General features: G+C 43.6%; 15 protein-coding genes. 9 read left to right on the top strand and 6 right to left on the bottom strand.

Translation table 11 applies throughout. The features are described 5' to 3' along the window. Complete coding sequence (locus ACYTPF_RS02870; protein WP_461851142.1) at window positions 1–585, top strand: acyl-CoA thioesterase; 585 nt, start codon at window positions 1–3, stop codon at window positions 583–585. 184 nt (window positions 586–769) lie between these two features. Here ACYTPF_RS02870 and ACYTPF_RS02875 read toward each other — a convergent pair whose 3' ends face one another. Continuing rightward, window positions 770–3,331, bottom strand: a complete 2,562-nt coding sequence (locus ACYTPF_RS02875; protein WP_179982959.1) for a TonB-dependent receptor plug domain-containing protein — start codon at window positions 3,329–3,331, stop codon at window positions 770–772. 582 nt (window positions 3,332–3,913) lie between these two features. Continuing rightward, window positions 3,914–4,084: a hypothetical protein gene (locus ACYTPF_RS02880; protein WP_179982958.1), complete on the bottom strand. Its 171-nt coding sequence runs from the start codon at window positions 4,082–4,084 to the stop codon at window positions 3,914–3,916. 177 nt (window positions 4,085–4,261) lie between these two features. Between ACYTPF_RS02880 and ACYTPF_RS02885 the strand changes: the two genes are divergently transcribed. After that, window positions 4,262–4,471: a hypothetical protein gene (locus tag ACYTPF_RS02885; RefSeq protein ID WP_461851143.1), complete on the top strand. Its 210-nt coding sequence runs from the start codon at window positions 4,262–4,264 to the stop codon at window positions 4,469–4,471. Window positions 4,472–4,630: 159 nt separating this feature from the next. Here ACYTPF_RS02885 and ACYTPF_RS02890 read toward each other — a convergent pair whose 3' ends face one another. Further along, complete coding sequence (locus tag ACYTPF_RS02890; protein ID WP_461851144.1) at window positions 4,631–5,182, bottom strand: carboxymuconolactone decarboxylase family protein; 552 nt, start codon at window positions 5,180–5,182, stop codon at window positions 4,631–4,633. Between the two features lie 152 nt (window positions 5,183–5,334). On the opposite strand from ACYTPF_RS02890, the gene ACYTPF_RS02895 reads away from it, so the two are divergent. Next, window positions 5,335–5,925, top strand: coding sequence for a TetR/AcrR family transcriptional regulator (locus ACYTPF_RS02895; RefSeq protein WP_461851145.1), 591 nt, complete (start codon window positions 5,335–5,337; stop codon window positions 5,923–5,925). A 77-nt stretch (window positions 5,926–6,002) separates the two neighbouring features. On the opposite strand, the gene ACYTPF_RS02900 is transcribed toward ACYTPF_RS02895, so the two are convergent. From ACYTPF_RS02900 to ACYTPF_RS02910, 3 genes are all read right to left on the bottom strand, one after another. After that, entirely contained in the window at window positions 6,003–6,485 is a 483-nt protein-coding gene (locus ACYTPF_RS02900; RefSeq protein ID WP_461851146.1) for a hypothetical protein, read from the bottom strand. Between the two features lie 85 nt (window positions 6,486–6,570). Then, window positions 6,571–6,747, bottom strand: a complete 177-nt coding sequence (locus ACYTPF_RS02905; RefSeq protein ID WP_162889809.1) for a hypothetical protein — start codon at window positions 6,745–6,747, stop codon at window positions 6,571–6,573. Next, complete coding sequence (locus tag ACYTPF_RS02910; RefSeq protein WP_461851147.1) at window positions 6,747–7,946, bottom strand: FAD-dependent monooxygenase; 1,200 nt, start codon at window positions 7,944–7,946, stop codon at window positions 6,747–6,749. The genes ACYTPF_RS02905 and ACYTPF_RS02910 overlap by 1 nt, the downstream gene beginning before the upstream one ends. A 306-nt stretch (window positions 7,947–8,252) precedes the next feature. On the opposite strand from ACYTPF_RS02910, the gene miaB reads away from it, so the two are divergent. The 6 genes from miaB to ACYTPF_RS02940 all read left to right on the top strand — a co-directional run bounded on the left by miaB (window position 8,253) and on the right by ACYTPF_RS02940 (window position 14,872). Continuing rightward, window positions 8,253–9,686, top strand: coding sequence for a tRNA (N6-isopentenyl adenosine(37)-C2)-methylthiotransferase MiaB (gene miaB, locus ACYTPF_RS02915; protein WP_461851148.1), 1,434 nt, complete (start codon window positions 8,253–8,255; stop codon window positions 9,684–9,686). A 30-nt stretch (window positions 9,687–9,716) separates the two neighbouring features. Next, the gene (locus tag ACYTPF_RS02920) at window positions 9,717–10,856 is read left to right on the top strand and encodes a PhoH family protein (RefSeq protein WP_461851149.1); all 1,140 of its coding nucleotides are present in this window, start codon (window positions 9,717–9,719) and stop codon (window positions 10,854–10,856) included. Continuing rightward, complete coding sequence (gene ybeY, locus ACYTPF_RS02925) at window positions 10,853–11,329, top strand: rRNA maturation RNase YbeY (protein WP_179982952.1); 477 nt, start codon at window positions 10,853–10,855, stop codon at window positions 11,327–11,329. Before ACYTPF_RS02920 ends, ybeY begins: the two co-directional genes overlap by 4 nt. 116 nt (window positions 11,330–11,445) lie before the next feature. Beyond that, window positions 11,446–12,303 carry a CNNM family magnesium/cobalt transport protein CorC gene (gene corC / locus ACYTPF_RS02930; RefSeq protein WP_269916243.1) on the top strand — a complete coding sequence of 286 codons (858 nt, stop codon included), beginning with the start codon at window positions 11,446–11,448 and terminating at the stop codon, window positions 12,301–12,303. A 103-nt stretch (window positions 12,304–12,406) separates the two neighbouring features. After that, complete coding sequence (gene lnt / locus ACYTPF_RS02935) at window positions 12,407–13,912, top strand: apolipoprotein N-acyltransferase (RefSeq protein WP_461851532.1); 1,506 nt, start codon at window positions 12,407–12,409, stop codon at window positions 13,910–13,912. 168 nt (window positions 13,913–14,080) lie between these two features. Beyond that, window positions 14,081–14,872, top strand: coding sequence for a hypothetical protein (locus ACYTPF_RS02940; RefSeq protein ID WP_461851150.1), 792 nt, complete (start codon window positions 14,081–14,083; stop codon window positions 14,870–14,872). Window positions 14,873–14,981: the final 109 nt, after the last annotated feature.

Below are 14,981 nucleotides of genomic sequence, written 5' to 3' on the forward strand. Positions count from 1 at the left end.
ATGACTGCACGAAGTGTCGCATTTTCGAGAACAAGACTTACTGAATTAATGGTACCGTCATTCGCTAATTTTGGCGGAAAAGTACATGGTGGCGTTATCTTATCTTTAATGGATAAGGTCGCTTACGCATGTGCAAGTAAGCATGCAGGCGCCTACTGCGTTACGGTAACTGTCGACGGCGTTGAATTTCTACAGCCCGTTGAGGTTGGCGATCTTCTTCACCTAGATGCAACTGTGCATTATGTTGGGAACACATCGTTAGTTGTGGGGATAAAGGTAACCACAGAGAACATAAAAACGAACGAGGTTAAGCATACTAATAATAGTTTCTTTACCATGGTAGCCAAAGATGACAGCGGTAAACCTGTGGCCGTTCCTGAACTTGAACTATCTACTCACTATGAAATGCGAAACTTTGTCACCGCTATTCGCCGCAGTAAAATTCGTAAAGAAGCGCAAGTTAAGCTTCAACGTGATTACGATGCATTTATTCCTAAAGAAGACTTTGCGCTTCTCAATGCGCATAGATGCACCGTTACTTTTGACCGGGATGATGTGCCTGCAAAACAAAACGATGAAGATTAGAGGTTAAATCTGAAAGCAAAGGACTTATAGTAGTACCGCAATATACATTTAATTTTGACTATGTTTCGCTGTCCGCCAATAGCATCTTGCCCAGCAAATAAAAAGCCCCCTAAGGTTGTACATCTAACCTTAGGGGCTTTCAAATTACGACTCTAGTATTTCTACGTTTATCTTAAGCACTTAATTAAAAACGATATGCAACTTTTCCGTAAACAAAACGGCCGGTAAAGCCGTACGGCGAGAAGCCTGAATAGGAAAACAGGCGAGAGAAAGTCGTTACTTCATCAACAAGATCTCGCGTTGGCTCTGGGTATACATCAAAGACATTATTAGCACCTACAGAAACGGTTAGCCCTTCCGTTAGCGCAATGCGAATATCTAAATCTGTAATCCATTCTGAGGGAATGATTTCATTTCTTGCTTCAACTGATGATGGATCTTCTACTTCACCATAGCGTGTAGTACGAAGCGTAGTGGTGTAACGGTCGTAATTCCACGTCACACCTAAGTTCAGCTTGCTGTCAGGTGAAGCAGTTTCGAAACGACGAAGCTCTACATCATCAAACAAGTTATCCTGATCAAACCCTGCATTTTGAAGTACATCAGGTGCATCGATTACACTGGTTACTTCATTATCATTAAAGTTAGCGCCTGCGTTAAAGTTGAATGCACCGTAGTCTGCCGTATTAAGTGTATAGGTAGAAACAATATCTACGCCCTCTGTACGTGAATCAATCGCGTTTAAGAAGAATCTTGCCTGGTTAGCGCCCGTTCCCTCTAGTAATGCTTCAATTGCTTCACCCGAAAGGTTGTTAGACAGCACAATACGATCATCAATATCAATGCGATAGAAGTCTACGGTTAAGTTGAAATCGGCTGTGGGCGAGTAGGTAAAACCTGCACTGTAGTTATTCGACTCTTCTGCATCTAAGCCTGGGCTACCAAGCGCTTGTGCAACCTCACTTGATGGCGCAAAGGTGCCAGTTTCAGTTGGCTCGCCATCAACAAATACGGTGGCAATAGAGGTAAAATACTGCTGCTGAAGAGACGGTGCTCTGAAGCCTGTTGATACCGACGCACGAAGAGCAAATGCATCACTGACCGTTACACGGTGCGACATTTTCCAGTTAAAGGTGCTGCCAAAATCAGAATAATCCTCATAGCGCCCTGCCACTGCTACATTCCAGTTTTCTACAACATCGGCTTCTACATCAACGTAAAAGCTGTAGTTGTGACGGCTATTATCACCTGCAGACTCTGGAGTGAAGCCAGGGAATACTTGCGCGCCAGCCGCGCCAAACGGCCCATCTACTGGGTCAGTTACCGCACCACCGGGGCCAAAGGTACCTTGAATGTAAGAGTTTTCTTCACCGGCTGTGATATCGTAACCTTCGTGACGGTATTCTGCGCCCATTGCGAAGTTCATCTCGCTATAAAACAAGCCAGTATCCACCAATCGAGACGCGTCTGCATTAATGATAGTGGTATCGTACTCTAGCGTACCGGCATCAAACTCAGTTTGGCTTGTTGGGCCAAGTGATGTATTTAGTGTGTTTACCACGCCGTATTCTAGCTCGTTACCACCGTGAGTTAACGATAGGTCGTAGTTCCAGACATCCCCATAGCCTTTAATTCCAGCGATAAACGACATATCGGTAATATCGGTTTGGATAGAAGGTAAGAAACCATCTGGGTATATCTCAACAATGTTACGTGAGTCTTGAGCTCGGCGATAAAAGCCACTACCAAGAGAGTCACGAGTGCTATAACCGGCTGTAGTGTAAAACTCAATGCTATCGGTGAGTGCTTTACCCGCATTGATGAACAGTGCGTAGTCTTCTACCTCGCCGTTTCCATAAACGTGGTTGTAGCGATTAACCGTAAGCTCACGAGGGTCTAAATTACCCTCTGCATCGCGGGCATAGTTTTCTCGCTGATCGTAGTCTGCGCGATTTGCTTGGCCGCGGTCGCGATATTCTGCAGAAACGTTTACAAAGCCATCGTCCCCCCACTCAAAGCCCATGTTACCGCGAAGGGTAAAGGTTTGACCGTCGGTTACCTCTCGGTCACTGCCTTCTTCAAATGCTAAATTACCGTCAGCGCCAATACTTACCCCTTCAAGGTTAGGTACGCCGTCCATAGTCGTTACGTTAGCACCGTAAGTCGCCGATACTTCGCCACCTTCAGCGGCATCTTTCAATACAATATTGATTACGCCAGCGATAGCGTCTGAACCATATTGCGCTGCCGCTCCGTCGCGCAACACTTCAATTCGTTTGATAGCGTTAGCAGGAATAGCGTTTAAATCTACTGCCGACGAGCCTCGCCCTACCGATCCATTAAGATTAAGCAGCGCTGAAGTATGACGGCGTTTTCCATTTACCAATACCAGGGTATGGTCAGGTGCTAAGCCTCGCAGCTGGGCTGGACGCACGTGATCTGTACCATCGGTAACAGAGGGTTGAGGAAAGTTAAAGCTTGGCAGCAACTGATTCAAAATCATATTGGTTTCAGTTAAGCCCGTCGCTTCTATCGAAGAAGCGTCGATGATATCGATTGGAACAGGAGAGTCATTGACAGTGCGGCCAACTCGTCGTGAACCTACAATTTGAATTTGCTCAACATCTTGCTCATCAACAGAAGCTTGGTCTTGTGCAAGAACCGACGTGGAAAAAGGCATTCCAGCTATTGCAGAAGCAATAAGGGAAAGCTTAAAAGCAGAAGCGTTAAATTTTGCCTGTTGCATGGTGTTGTTCCTGAATTCTTTTAAATTTTACTTATTGAAGTGTGCTGTCTTGTACTTAACCGCGTTGATTTGGGTTTAAATACAATAACTTCATTCTGTTGTTGGGGTACTGCTAAACGTCAGATTGTCTGGGTAGACTTATTATTATTAGAGATGAAAAGCACCGGGTACTTTCGAACTGAGTAAATCACAAATAGATTCGCTCGCACAATACTAAAGTAGTAATAAAAGCGTAATATCGACGACAAGTAGATTTTTAAAGGTGAAGCGACGGAATTATCTTTTTTTAGACTAAACGAGCCAATAATAAGGGGTTGTAACTTTCGGGAGCCATTGTTGCCAGACTAATTGGGATACAAAAAAGCGCTCTGTTAAGAGCGCTCTCTATCATATTGGGTGGGGTTAGCACTTACGCCTTTTTAAGCTTCTTCTTAAGTTTTTTGAGCTTCCCTTCTTGTTTAGCAATTTTAGCTTTAGTTACCTTTATTTCTTTTTTAAGTTCTTTTTTCTTAGCCATGATTTAGTTCCTTATCATAATTTTTTGTAGTGTTGACCTTACACAAATGTCATTTAGTAACGCCGTTATTTATCGCCATGCTTAGCGATAAATTCTCGAATAAAATGCCTAACTTCGCGAGCAGCTGACGTGTCCATCTCGTCGCATAACGCGATAAATTGCGCCCGCTCTTCGTCGTTAATACGAATAATCATCTGACTATTCTTTTTCTTCTTTTTGTTATTTTTCTCAGACATTTACGACCTGCGCTAAAAGTAAACTACATTATCCGAATTAAAAATGTATAGCCTATGTATATACATTTCAAGAGGTTTTGAACTTTTTCGTTAGATTTTTCATAAAAGCGTCATAACGTTGTCACAATAGTGACTTTAGGCTAGGACATAGTTCTGTTATGAAAGTGACGTCAACTAATGCAAAAAATCAGAAGTGAAGTAGACATGACACAAGCACAATCGATAACTCACCTATCTTGTTTCATTGAAGCGGTTGCTATTGCAAAGCAAAACAAATGTAATAACTGTGATGACCTGAAAGCACTGTTACAGCAGAAAGGTTATGAAACGTTAATCGCGAGTGAAACTGTAGAAGAGTTGAGCCCCCAGCTACCCTTGGCGTCTTAAACCATTGTTTTCGATGCACTTAGCATTCCTGTTTACGGTATGAGTCTGAACCATTATTAAGTGCGCAGATAATTGAGCGTTTCCGCTAGCTCATCTGTTCATCGCCAAAAACGAAAAACGGAAGCTAGGCTTCCGTTTTCAATCGTTCGCGTACTACGCTTATTTAGGTGACCATTCGAATTGCTTGAACGGCTCATCAACCGGTGTTTCGGCTAAGTGGTTTGTATAGTTACTCATCACTTTTTGCGCCAAAATAAGAATAATTTCAAGTAGTTGCTGGTGCTCGTAGCCTGCACTGTAAAACGCATCTAGCTGCGCACTATCAACATTGCCGCGACCGCGAGTTACGGCAAGTACGGTCTCTTTTAGCGTATTTAATTTGCTATCAGACAATGTTTCATCGCTGCGTAGCTCTTCTATTAAGTCATCACTTACTTTCATGCTTTTAGCAATGCCAGTATGCGCAGGTACACAGTAATGACATGCATGTTCTACGTTTACTGCCTGCCAAACTACTGTTAGTTCTTCAGCGTTAAACGAGGTTTCTTGGGCTAGCTTGTGTAGTACTTGATAACCTTCAAGCAACGTTGGCGCTTCTGCCATTACTGCATGTAGGTTAGGAAGCATACCGAATGCGCTAACCGAATTATCGATTAGTGGCTTTGCCGCCTCTGGCGCTGTGTCTTTTGTATGTAATTTAAAATCGCTCATATCACTCTCCTATTGATGTGACTAGAAATTAAAGTAACCCTTTTGATTACCCTTACCTCTTTGATGTGAGATCAATAATATGTTTACTTGAACGATCGTTCAAGCGATAATTGAACACATGTTCAAAATATTCACGCATAAGGTATGCAGCTATGAAATATGATCACGATGACATTATTGAAAAAGCCACTACGCTTTTTTGGCAACGAGGCTTTCATGCTGCGGGTATGCGCGATATTCAACAAGCGTTAGATATGCGCCCCGGCAGTATCTACGCTCGCTTTCAAAGTAAAGAAGGTTTATTCAAGCTTGTTGTTGAACAATATGCGCAAAATAGCGCAGCGCGGTTAAAGCAAGTAGCACAGGCCGAATCGCCTTTAAATGCGCTTTATAGCTTTTTTGAAACGGCACTAACTGGCCCTGATGAACAGCGCTATATGCGCCAGTGCTTGCTAGTAAAGTCTATTGCAGAACTAGATATCATTGGTGAGGTGGCAAAAAAAGCCGTACTTGAAAGCATGCAAACCCTTAAGGCTGGTTTCAGAGATATTATAGAAGCCTGTATAGAAAACGGTGAACTGCCCGAATATACGCCAACGAAACTGGCCGCAGAGTGGCTTCAGAATCAATTCGTAGGTTTACGTGCGTTCGCCATTGTGCAAGATGAAAACACAGCAACTATTCAGATGATCGACAAAGTAATGATCGATTTAAAAGGGCAATGGCCTCAAAAAACGCATTAATGTGGATTACGGCTGAAAGGGCTGAAACAGCGTATTTTCTCAATGAGTGCTTTAAAGGCAGTTGCATAGAATATGGCTTAATTAAACAAACGCCTCGGTATAACTCTCTTTATCCAAGCGAAAAAGTTATTCTTGCTAGCTTTTGAGTCAAGACGGGTTCGCTTTATTTCAACCCACTGTTCTTGGTCAACAATTACTTTACCATCAGTAAAAGGCACGTATAACTGGTCACCTTCAAAGTGGGTTCTAAACTCTAAGTAAAAGTCGCCTTGCAGCTCCTCAAGTAAGGCATCCGACTCCCCCAAACCGTCTGGAAAAAAATAATAAAACTTAGTGAGAATAAGTTTTCCTTCCGCACTCAACTGGTAACTCCCTGTGTATCCATCCCAGCAAGCAGACATCACCTCAACCTTCTCGGGGTCAGGTTTACTTTTTAACTGATAAAAATGTTTTTCGCCTTCTTCTGATGGGTGCCCTTGCCAAATATAGTAGAGGCTATAGCCTTTTAAACTAACTAACGGACATTGATTAGAGAACCCCTGCGAAAACTGTATGGTCATTCCTTTGAACCTTTTTAATTATGAATAGAGTTAGCTTAAACAAATGGCAATATTTTGCGACTTTTCAAAACCTAAGCAAAAGCTTTTAGGAGAAGAGCAAACGCAGTAATTGCGCGACAAGCAATATTCCCATTAAAGGCCAAATCCACTTCGCCCATTTAGCCGCATCTTCATTACTAATGCGCATTTTAGAGCGCTCTATTAGCGGTATAATCAATGCCAATGCACCAAACAATACAGCCAGTAAAATTAATACTTCCATTATCGTAACCCTATCGCATATTTAAGCACTTGTTGTTTAGCAGGCTCCATGCGCTGCGCCACAGAAAGCAGCTGGTTTCTTACCCATTTAATGGGGGCAATATCGTTACTAAACAAGGTATAGAACCCATCCATTGCGCTCATCATTACCAAGTTATCTCGCTTTCGTGGCTTTTCATAGTCGTTAGCGAGCATTTGCAAGAATCGTTTATCCGTAAGCGACAATTCTCCAGTGCTGTGGCAAGAATTAACCTTAGCGGTAACAGATAAAAACGCCTCTATATCTTTAAAGCCTAAGTTCACACCCTGCCCCGCCAATGGATTAATGGTGTGCGCTGCATCGCCAATTAACACACAGCAGTCCTTAACATAGTGATTCGCATGAGAACGGGTAAGCGGAAAAACCGCTTTATCTACAACAGAAAAGCTGTTGTCATTTTTAGTGAGTTCATCAGGAAACGTTTCAAGGACTTCGCTTTCAAGTTGGCTCGCTTTTAAACTTTTTATACGTTTTAGTTCGTCGGGCGAGTCGTACCACACAAGCGAGGCATAATTGTCGAACATGGGCAAAAACGCTTTTGGGCCACTTGAGGTAAATTGCTGCCAAGTCACAGGCTCTACAGGCTTTTCCATTTTGATTGTTATACCCATTGCCTGTTGGGCATACTGCCAACCTGTGGTGCCAATACCGGCCGCCTTTCTTACCTGAGAGTTTGCACCGTCTGCGCCAACAAGCCATTTGGCTTCAATGGTTCTGCCATTAGATAGTTTAATGGTAGCAGTATTGGCTAACTGAATGTCTTGCACTGTGTGGCCACTAATAAGCTCAACATTGTCATACTGTTTTAGTGCTTCATGGCAACCTAGTTGCAACAATCGGTTTTCAACAAAGAAACCCAGCTGAGGCATGTCGATACTTTGTGCGGTAAAATCTGTTCGATGAGACGGGTGGTCCCATACACTTAAACCTGTGTAGGGTTTCACGCGCATGGCAGCAATATGGTCCCACGCTCCCAATGCTTTTAATAGGGTAACCGACGCCTCGCTTATAGCTGAGACCCGCAAGTCCGGGCCATCTTCAGCTTTATATGTTGCAGGTAAATAAGGCTCGATTACCGCTACTTTAAACTGCTGTTGGGCCAGACCTAGGGCGAGTGCTGCCCCCACCATACCACCGCCATTTATACAAAAATCGACCATTTACTCTCCTTAAAACACGCACTTGCATTATGTCTTAAAACACAAAGCGCTGTGAAGTAAAACGTACAACAGGCTTGGCTTAGATCAATTCTTCACGAATCGTCGTAAGACACTGGGAATATGCCTGCATAACAGGTAAAATATGCGGCTATTTTGAACATCTTCCTGTAACTGACATTTCCGATGCATTTTGCATGGGCGCTTTCAACGCCCTATGCAGAATAACATTCTGGCAGACACCTTAACTGAACCAAGGTGATACTGCATTCACTTACAGGAACACTAACAGGTTATCGAATAGTTGTTATGACTAAAAAGCTGTATATCAAAACCTGGGGCTGCCAAATGAACGAGTACGACTCGGAAAAAATGGCAGACTTACTAGACTCAACGCATGGCTTTAGCGCTGCACAAAGTGCTGAAGAAGCCGATGTAATCTTGCTAAACACGTGCTCTATTCGCGAAAAAGCGCAAGAGAAGGTTTTCCATCAACTTGGTCGCTGGAAGACGTTGAAGCAAGACAAGCCTGAACTTATTATTGGTGTAGGCGGCTGTGTGGCTTCTCAAGAAGGTGACACCATACGCCAGCGTGCGCCGTTCGTAGACTTGGTATTTGGCCCTCAAACGCTGCACCGTTTGCCTGAAATGATCAACGAACTTCAAGGCGGCGCAAAGTCAGTGATTGACGTGAGCTTCCCTGAAATTGAAAAGTTTGATCGCCTGCCTGAGCCACGTGCAGAAGGCCCAACGGCGTTCGTTTCAATTATGGAAGGCTGTTCAAAATATTGTACGTTCTGCGTAGTACCTTACACCCGTGGTGAAGAAGTAAGCCGCCCAGTGGACGACGTATTGCTCGAAATTGCACAGCTTGCAGGCCAAGGCGTACGTGAAGTAAATCTTCTAGGTCAAAACGTTAACGCGTATCGCGGTGACAATTACGACGGCACAATTTGTCGTTTCTCTGAGTTACTAGAGCTAGTAGCTGCTATCGATGGCATCGACCGTATTCGTTACACCACATCTCACCCGGTTGAGTTTACTGACGATATCATTGAAGCATACGCGTCTATCCCTGAGTTAGTAGACCACCTGCACTTGCCTGTTCAAAGCGGTTCTGACCGTATTTTGAACCTGATGAAGCGTGGCCATACGGCAATTGAATATAAGTCGAAAATGCGTAAGCTGAAAAAAATTCGCCCTAACATTAGTTTGTCTAGCGACTTCATCATTGGCTTCCCCGGTGAGACCGATGCCGACTTTGAAGCTACTATGGATTTAATTCAGGCCGTGGATTATGACCTTAGCTTCAGCTTTATTTACAGTGCTCGCCCAGGTACACCTGCTGCCGATGCAGTGGATGATGTAAGTGAAGAAACTAAGAAGCAACGTCTTCACTTACTACAGCAGCGTATTACGCAGCAAGCACTTCGTATTGCGCGTCACATGGTTGGCACTGAGCAGCGAATTTTGGTTGAAGGCCCGTCAAAGAAAAACCCAATGGAGCTTTCTGGACGTACTGAAAACAACCGCGTAGTAAACTTTGAAGGCACACCAGATATGATTGGCGAATTCGTTGATGTAAACATCACAGACGTATTTACCAACTCACTACGTGGTGAAGTTGTGCGCAGAGAACGTGAAATGGGCTTGCGTGTTGCAGTTTCGCCCCAATCTATCATGGCAAAGCATCAGGCAGATTTGCCTAATGAGCTTGGCGTGGGTCAATTTAACCCAGCCTAAAAACAATTTTATAGCGAGGAAAAGAGTAGCTTGAGTACATTGGTTAGTAACGAATTTGATTTAGAACCGGCAGATAGCAAACGTTTGTCGAGTTTATGTGGCCCCTTTGATGACAACATTAAACAAATTGAGCGCAGGTTGGGTGTAGAAATTACCTACCGAAATAACGCGTTCAAAGTGTTGGGTGAACCGCAGCAAATAAAAAGTGCTAGCGAATTACTTAAGCTTCTTTATATAGAAACACAACCTATTGAGGGCCGTATTCCTGAGCTAGAAGCAGAGCAAGTTCATCTTGCCATTCAAGAAGCCCGCGTTATTGAAAAAGACGCAACTGGCGGTTATGGCAAAGAGATCAATATTAAAACTAAGCGCGGTGTTATAAAGCCGCGTAACCCAAACCAAGCGCAGTATGTGGCAAACATTGTTAACCACGATATTGCTTTTGGTATTGGGCCTGCCGGAACAGGTAAAACTTATCTTGCTGTAGCCGCTGCTGTCGATGCGCTTGAGCGCCAAGAAATTCGCCGAATCTTGCTTACCCGCCCCGCGGTTGAAGCAGGTGAAAAGCTTGGTTTCTTGCCTGGCGATCTTTCGCAAAAAGTAGACCCTTACTTGCGACCGCTTTACGACGCCCTATTTGAAATGCTTGGGTTCGAGAAAGTTGAAAAGCTTATGGAGCGCAATGTTATTGAAGTTGCGCCGTTAGCCTATATGCGTGGTCGTACGCTAAACGACGCGTTTATCATTTTGGATGAAAGCCAGAATACCACGGTAGAGCAAATGAAAATGTTCTTAACCCGTATTGGCTTTAATTCGAAAGCGGTGATTACTGGTGATATCACACAGGTAGACTTACCTCGCGGTGCAAAATCAGGCCTTCGCCACGCCATCGAAGTATTGAGCGAAGTAAATGACATTTCTTTTAACTTCTTCCATGCTGAAGACGTGGTTCGCCACCCTGTGGTTGCGCGTATTGTAAGAGCTTACGAAGTGCATGACGCTGAGCAAGAGCGTATTCGCAAAGCGAAAAAAGAAGAAGCGTTGCGTGTTCAGCGTGAACAATCAGCGCACAGCCTTGAGCCAACTAGCAATAATAGCCCTGAGCTAACTGACGGCAACAATCATGAGCAATCAAACGATGCTCGAACAAAAGACGACAGCACATCGTGACAGCCATTATTGATGTACAACAAGCATTCGAAGGTGACGAGGCTATCTTATCAGCCATTCCGTCATCTTCAGAACTTGAACTTTGGGCTAATGCTGTTCTCAAGTATGAAGGTTTGAACGAGCAAGAAGTCACCATTCGCTTTACCGACGAAGCAGAAAGCCAAAGCCTCAACCATGAATACCGAGGCAAAGATAAACCGACAAACGTGTTATCGTTTCCCTTCGAAGCGCCGCCCGGTATTGAAATCAACTTATTAGGCGACTTAGTTATTTGTGCCCCTGTTATTAGCCGTGAAGCTGAAGAGCAGCAAAAGAGAGTGAGCGATCACTACACGCACATGACGGTTCACGGGCTATTGCATTTAATGGGTTATGACCATATTGACGATGCAGATGCCGAGGAAATGGAAAGCAAAGAAATTGATATTCTAGCTAGCCTTGGCATAGATAACCCTTATGAAGTCAACGATTAACAAATAACCATAACCATTTGTTATATAAGTAAATTAACACTTAATAACAATAAAACATTGACGACCAGCACGAACCATTTTAACGTTGGCGTTGACCTAACAATTAAACGGACATTATGAGCGACGATAATCCTCACTCTACCAACGGCTCATCAGGCAAGAGTTGGTTAGATAAACTAAAAAATTCGATTTCTGGCGAGCCGAAAAGTAAAGAAGAGTTAGTATCGGTTATTACTGATGCTGAACAAAACGACATCATAGACCCACAAACCCGCGAAATGATTGAAGGGGTAATTGGGGTAAATGAAATGCGAGTGAGGGATATCATGATCCCTCGCGCTCAAATGACCACCATAGATGTAGAGCAAAAAGTAGAAGAATTTCTACCGGTGATGCTTGAATCAGCCCACTCACGTTTTCCTGTTATAAGTGAAGATAAAGACCATATCGAAGGTATTTTGCTTGCAAAAGACCTGCTTTCCTTTGCCTTCAATGCAGAAAAAGAATTCAACCTTCGCGATATTCTTCGCCCAGCGGTTATCGTTCCAGAAAGTAAACGGGTAGACGTTCTACTTAAAGAGTTCCGTCAGCAACGCTACCACATGGCCATTGTTGTAGACGAATACGGCGGTGTATCTGGCTTGGTAACTATCGAAGATATTCTAGAGATTATCGTGGGTGAAATTGAAGATGAGTACGATACCGAAGAAGACGGTACCGATGATATTCGCCCATTAAATAAATCGACATACTCGGTTAAAGCGTTAACTCCAGTGGATGACTTTAACGAGTTTTTTGAAACCAAATTTAGCGAAGAAGAAGCCGATACCATTGGTGGTATTGTGCTTAAAGCGTTTGGTCATATGCCTGAAACCAATGATGAAATCACCATTGGAGATGTTCAGTTTAAAGTGACTAACTCTGATAAGCGCCGACTTATTCAACTTAAGGTTTCAGTGCCTTCATTGGAATAGAGACGTCGTCACAATAACGTTTATTTCAGCACAGGGTAGCGCGAATTTTTAAGCGCTTCCCCAATGTAAAACAAAACCTATCAACCACCATCAGATGACTTCTATACTGAAACGGTTTATCCCCCATTTTCTTCTTGCGTTAAGCGGCGCAAGTTTAACGCTGGCTTTTGCCCCATTTAATATGTGGCTTTTAACTATACCTGCTCTCGCACTTGCTATACGTCAAGTTATCAAGCTGAAACATCGACCGTTTATAGCTGGGTGGTTATTTGGTGCAGGCTGGTTTGGCGCTGGCATAAGCTGGGTACACGTAAGTATCGCCGACTTTGGTGGGCTACCTCTTATCGGCTCCATTGCCTTAATGGCATTGCTTTGTGGATATTTGGCGCTATACCCAGCGCTTGCTACCAAATTCACCGCCAAGTATTTCTCTCCCCAATTGTGGCCCATGGCACTGCCTTTTTTCTGGGTTGTGGCCGAGTGGTTGCGAAGCTGGATGCTAAGTGGCTTTCCGTGGTTATCATTAGGCTATAGCCAGCTAGAAAGTCCACTGTCTGGTTTTGCGCCTATAATTGGGGAAACGGGTATAAGCGCGCTTATCGTTATTAGCGCTACCCTATTTGCACTGATTCACAATAAGCGAACTTTCGCCAACGCAGTGCTGGTTGCACTATGCTTGTTTACCAGTGGCTATCTGCTCAAACAGCATACTTGGGTTACCCCAGACAAAACCTATTCTGTTGGCATGGCGCAGGGCAATATTGCCCAAAGCTTGCGATGGGTGCCAGAGCAAGATGGCCCTACTATGGACACCTACTGGAAGCTAACTGAAAGCTTATGGGATAACGACCTCATCATTTGGCCTGAAGCCGCGGTCCCTAAGTTAGAACCATTAGCCCAACCTTATCTTGCTAAAGTTAACGAAAGAGCCTTTCAAGAGAACACGGCACTAATTACGGGTATTGTTAATTACAACTGGGAAACTGATGAAGCGTGGAACAACCTAATTGTGCTAGGTAAACGTACGCCAGATGCAGCTTATCCCGACTATCAATATTTCCACAACAACCGATTTTCGAAACATCATCTATTGCCCGTAGGCGAATTCGTACCTTTTGAAGACTGGCTTCGCCCGCTCGCTCCCCTATTCGATTTACCTATGTCATCATTCTCTCGAGGTGACTATCAACAGGCAAACCTTGAAGCTAACGGCATTCACCTAGCCCCCGCTATATGTTTTGAAATTGCGTTTCCTCATCAAGTTATGGCAAACGTTTATGAAGATACCGACATGATCATTACAGTAAGTAACGATGCGTGGTTTGGACATTCTCACGGCCCTGCGCAGCATCTGCAGATAGCGCAAATGCGTGCTCTTGAGTTGGGACGCCCTGTGGTTAGGGCAACAAATAATGGTATTACGGCTTTTATAGACCACAGAGGCGAAATAACTGCTCGGCTACCTCAATTCATGGCAGGTAATATTTCGGCGCCAGTGGTCGCAACCAGAGGGTTTACACCGTACTACCATCTTCAAGAGCTAGGCGTTTGGTTTATTGTTATTCTGCTGTTTGTTTGCGCGGTCTTAATTAAACACAGGGAGCGCTGATTGCTCAATAGCAGCGGGTTGAAACAATGTTTATGCTATGCCAATGTAGGACCTATCCAACTTGTATTACTTAAAAAATCAGTAGGAGCGAGCTTGCGATACTAATTTCGCGAAAGAATCGTTTTAACCTCAAAGAATTCGTCTATCCAAGGAATTGAAGGAGACGCTATGAATCTTAAGGCTATATTATTTACAGTAATTGTAGTTATTGGGGCTACACTCGTCAGCTATGAAGCCAGTGCTACTATTAAACTTACCCCATGTAATGGGTGTACCTATGACGATATGAAACGGACAGCAGAACTGAGCCAGAAAAGAGTCGGCTCAAGCAATATAGCCGTTGTAAACTTCAGGAATGCGACCGCACATAAATTTCGCACTAGTTTAGAAATTGATGGCGATGGAGAACCAGTTACAAACTCCACCCCTGTTAGTTTTTCAACTAATGAACAACGCGACATAGATCTCTACTTTCGCTTCAGAGATGCACTCGGTGCCTATAGCGCTAACTTTTCTTACCAGCTATACGACTCATCTTTAGATAGTAAAACACACATAATATCTCCGACTCACCCACAATATTCTCTTAATACTTTCGACAATAAATCTGGCTATGTCTCTAAGGGCGTCATTTTGGTCAAAGGTTCTCCCTACGAATTTTTGTCAGCTAGCTACCAACGAAACGATGTCTATGACTGGTTTATTGGTGGAGCGAAAAAAGATGTTTTAGCGATTTTGGACTCATCTCTACAAGCCGTTGAATTACCAAATGGTAAAGATTTAGACCTAGACTTAAACGCAATCTTTTACACATCTCCAGAAGCACTAAAAAATGGAAATCAAAACGGAAGGATCAAGATTACTTTAGATTTTATCAATGAGGCTTTTGTAATCATAAATGCCAGAGATACAAATAATAACAGTATCCCCCTCAAAAATGACAAGCTGATGGGTGAGTAAAATACAACCAAAAGCGCAAAAAACGGCGCTAACTTCATTTGAAGTAGCGCCGTTTTTATTAGCAGTAACTACCTTACCACTGACAGGTAGTTTACCCCGTTAAATTGCA

Source organism: Alteromonas sp. HB246098 (assembly GCF_054890645.1).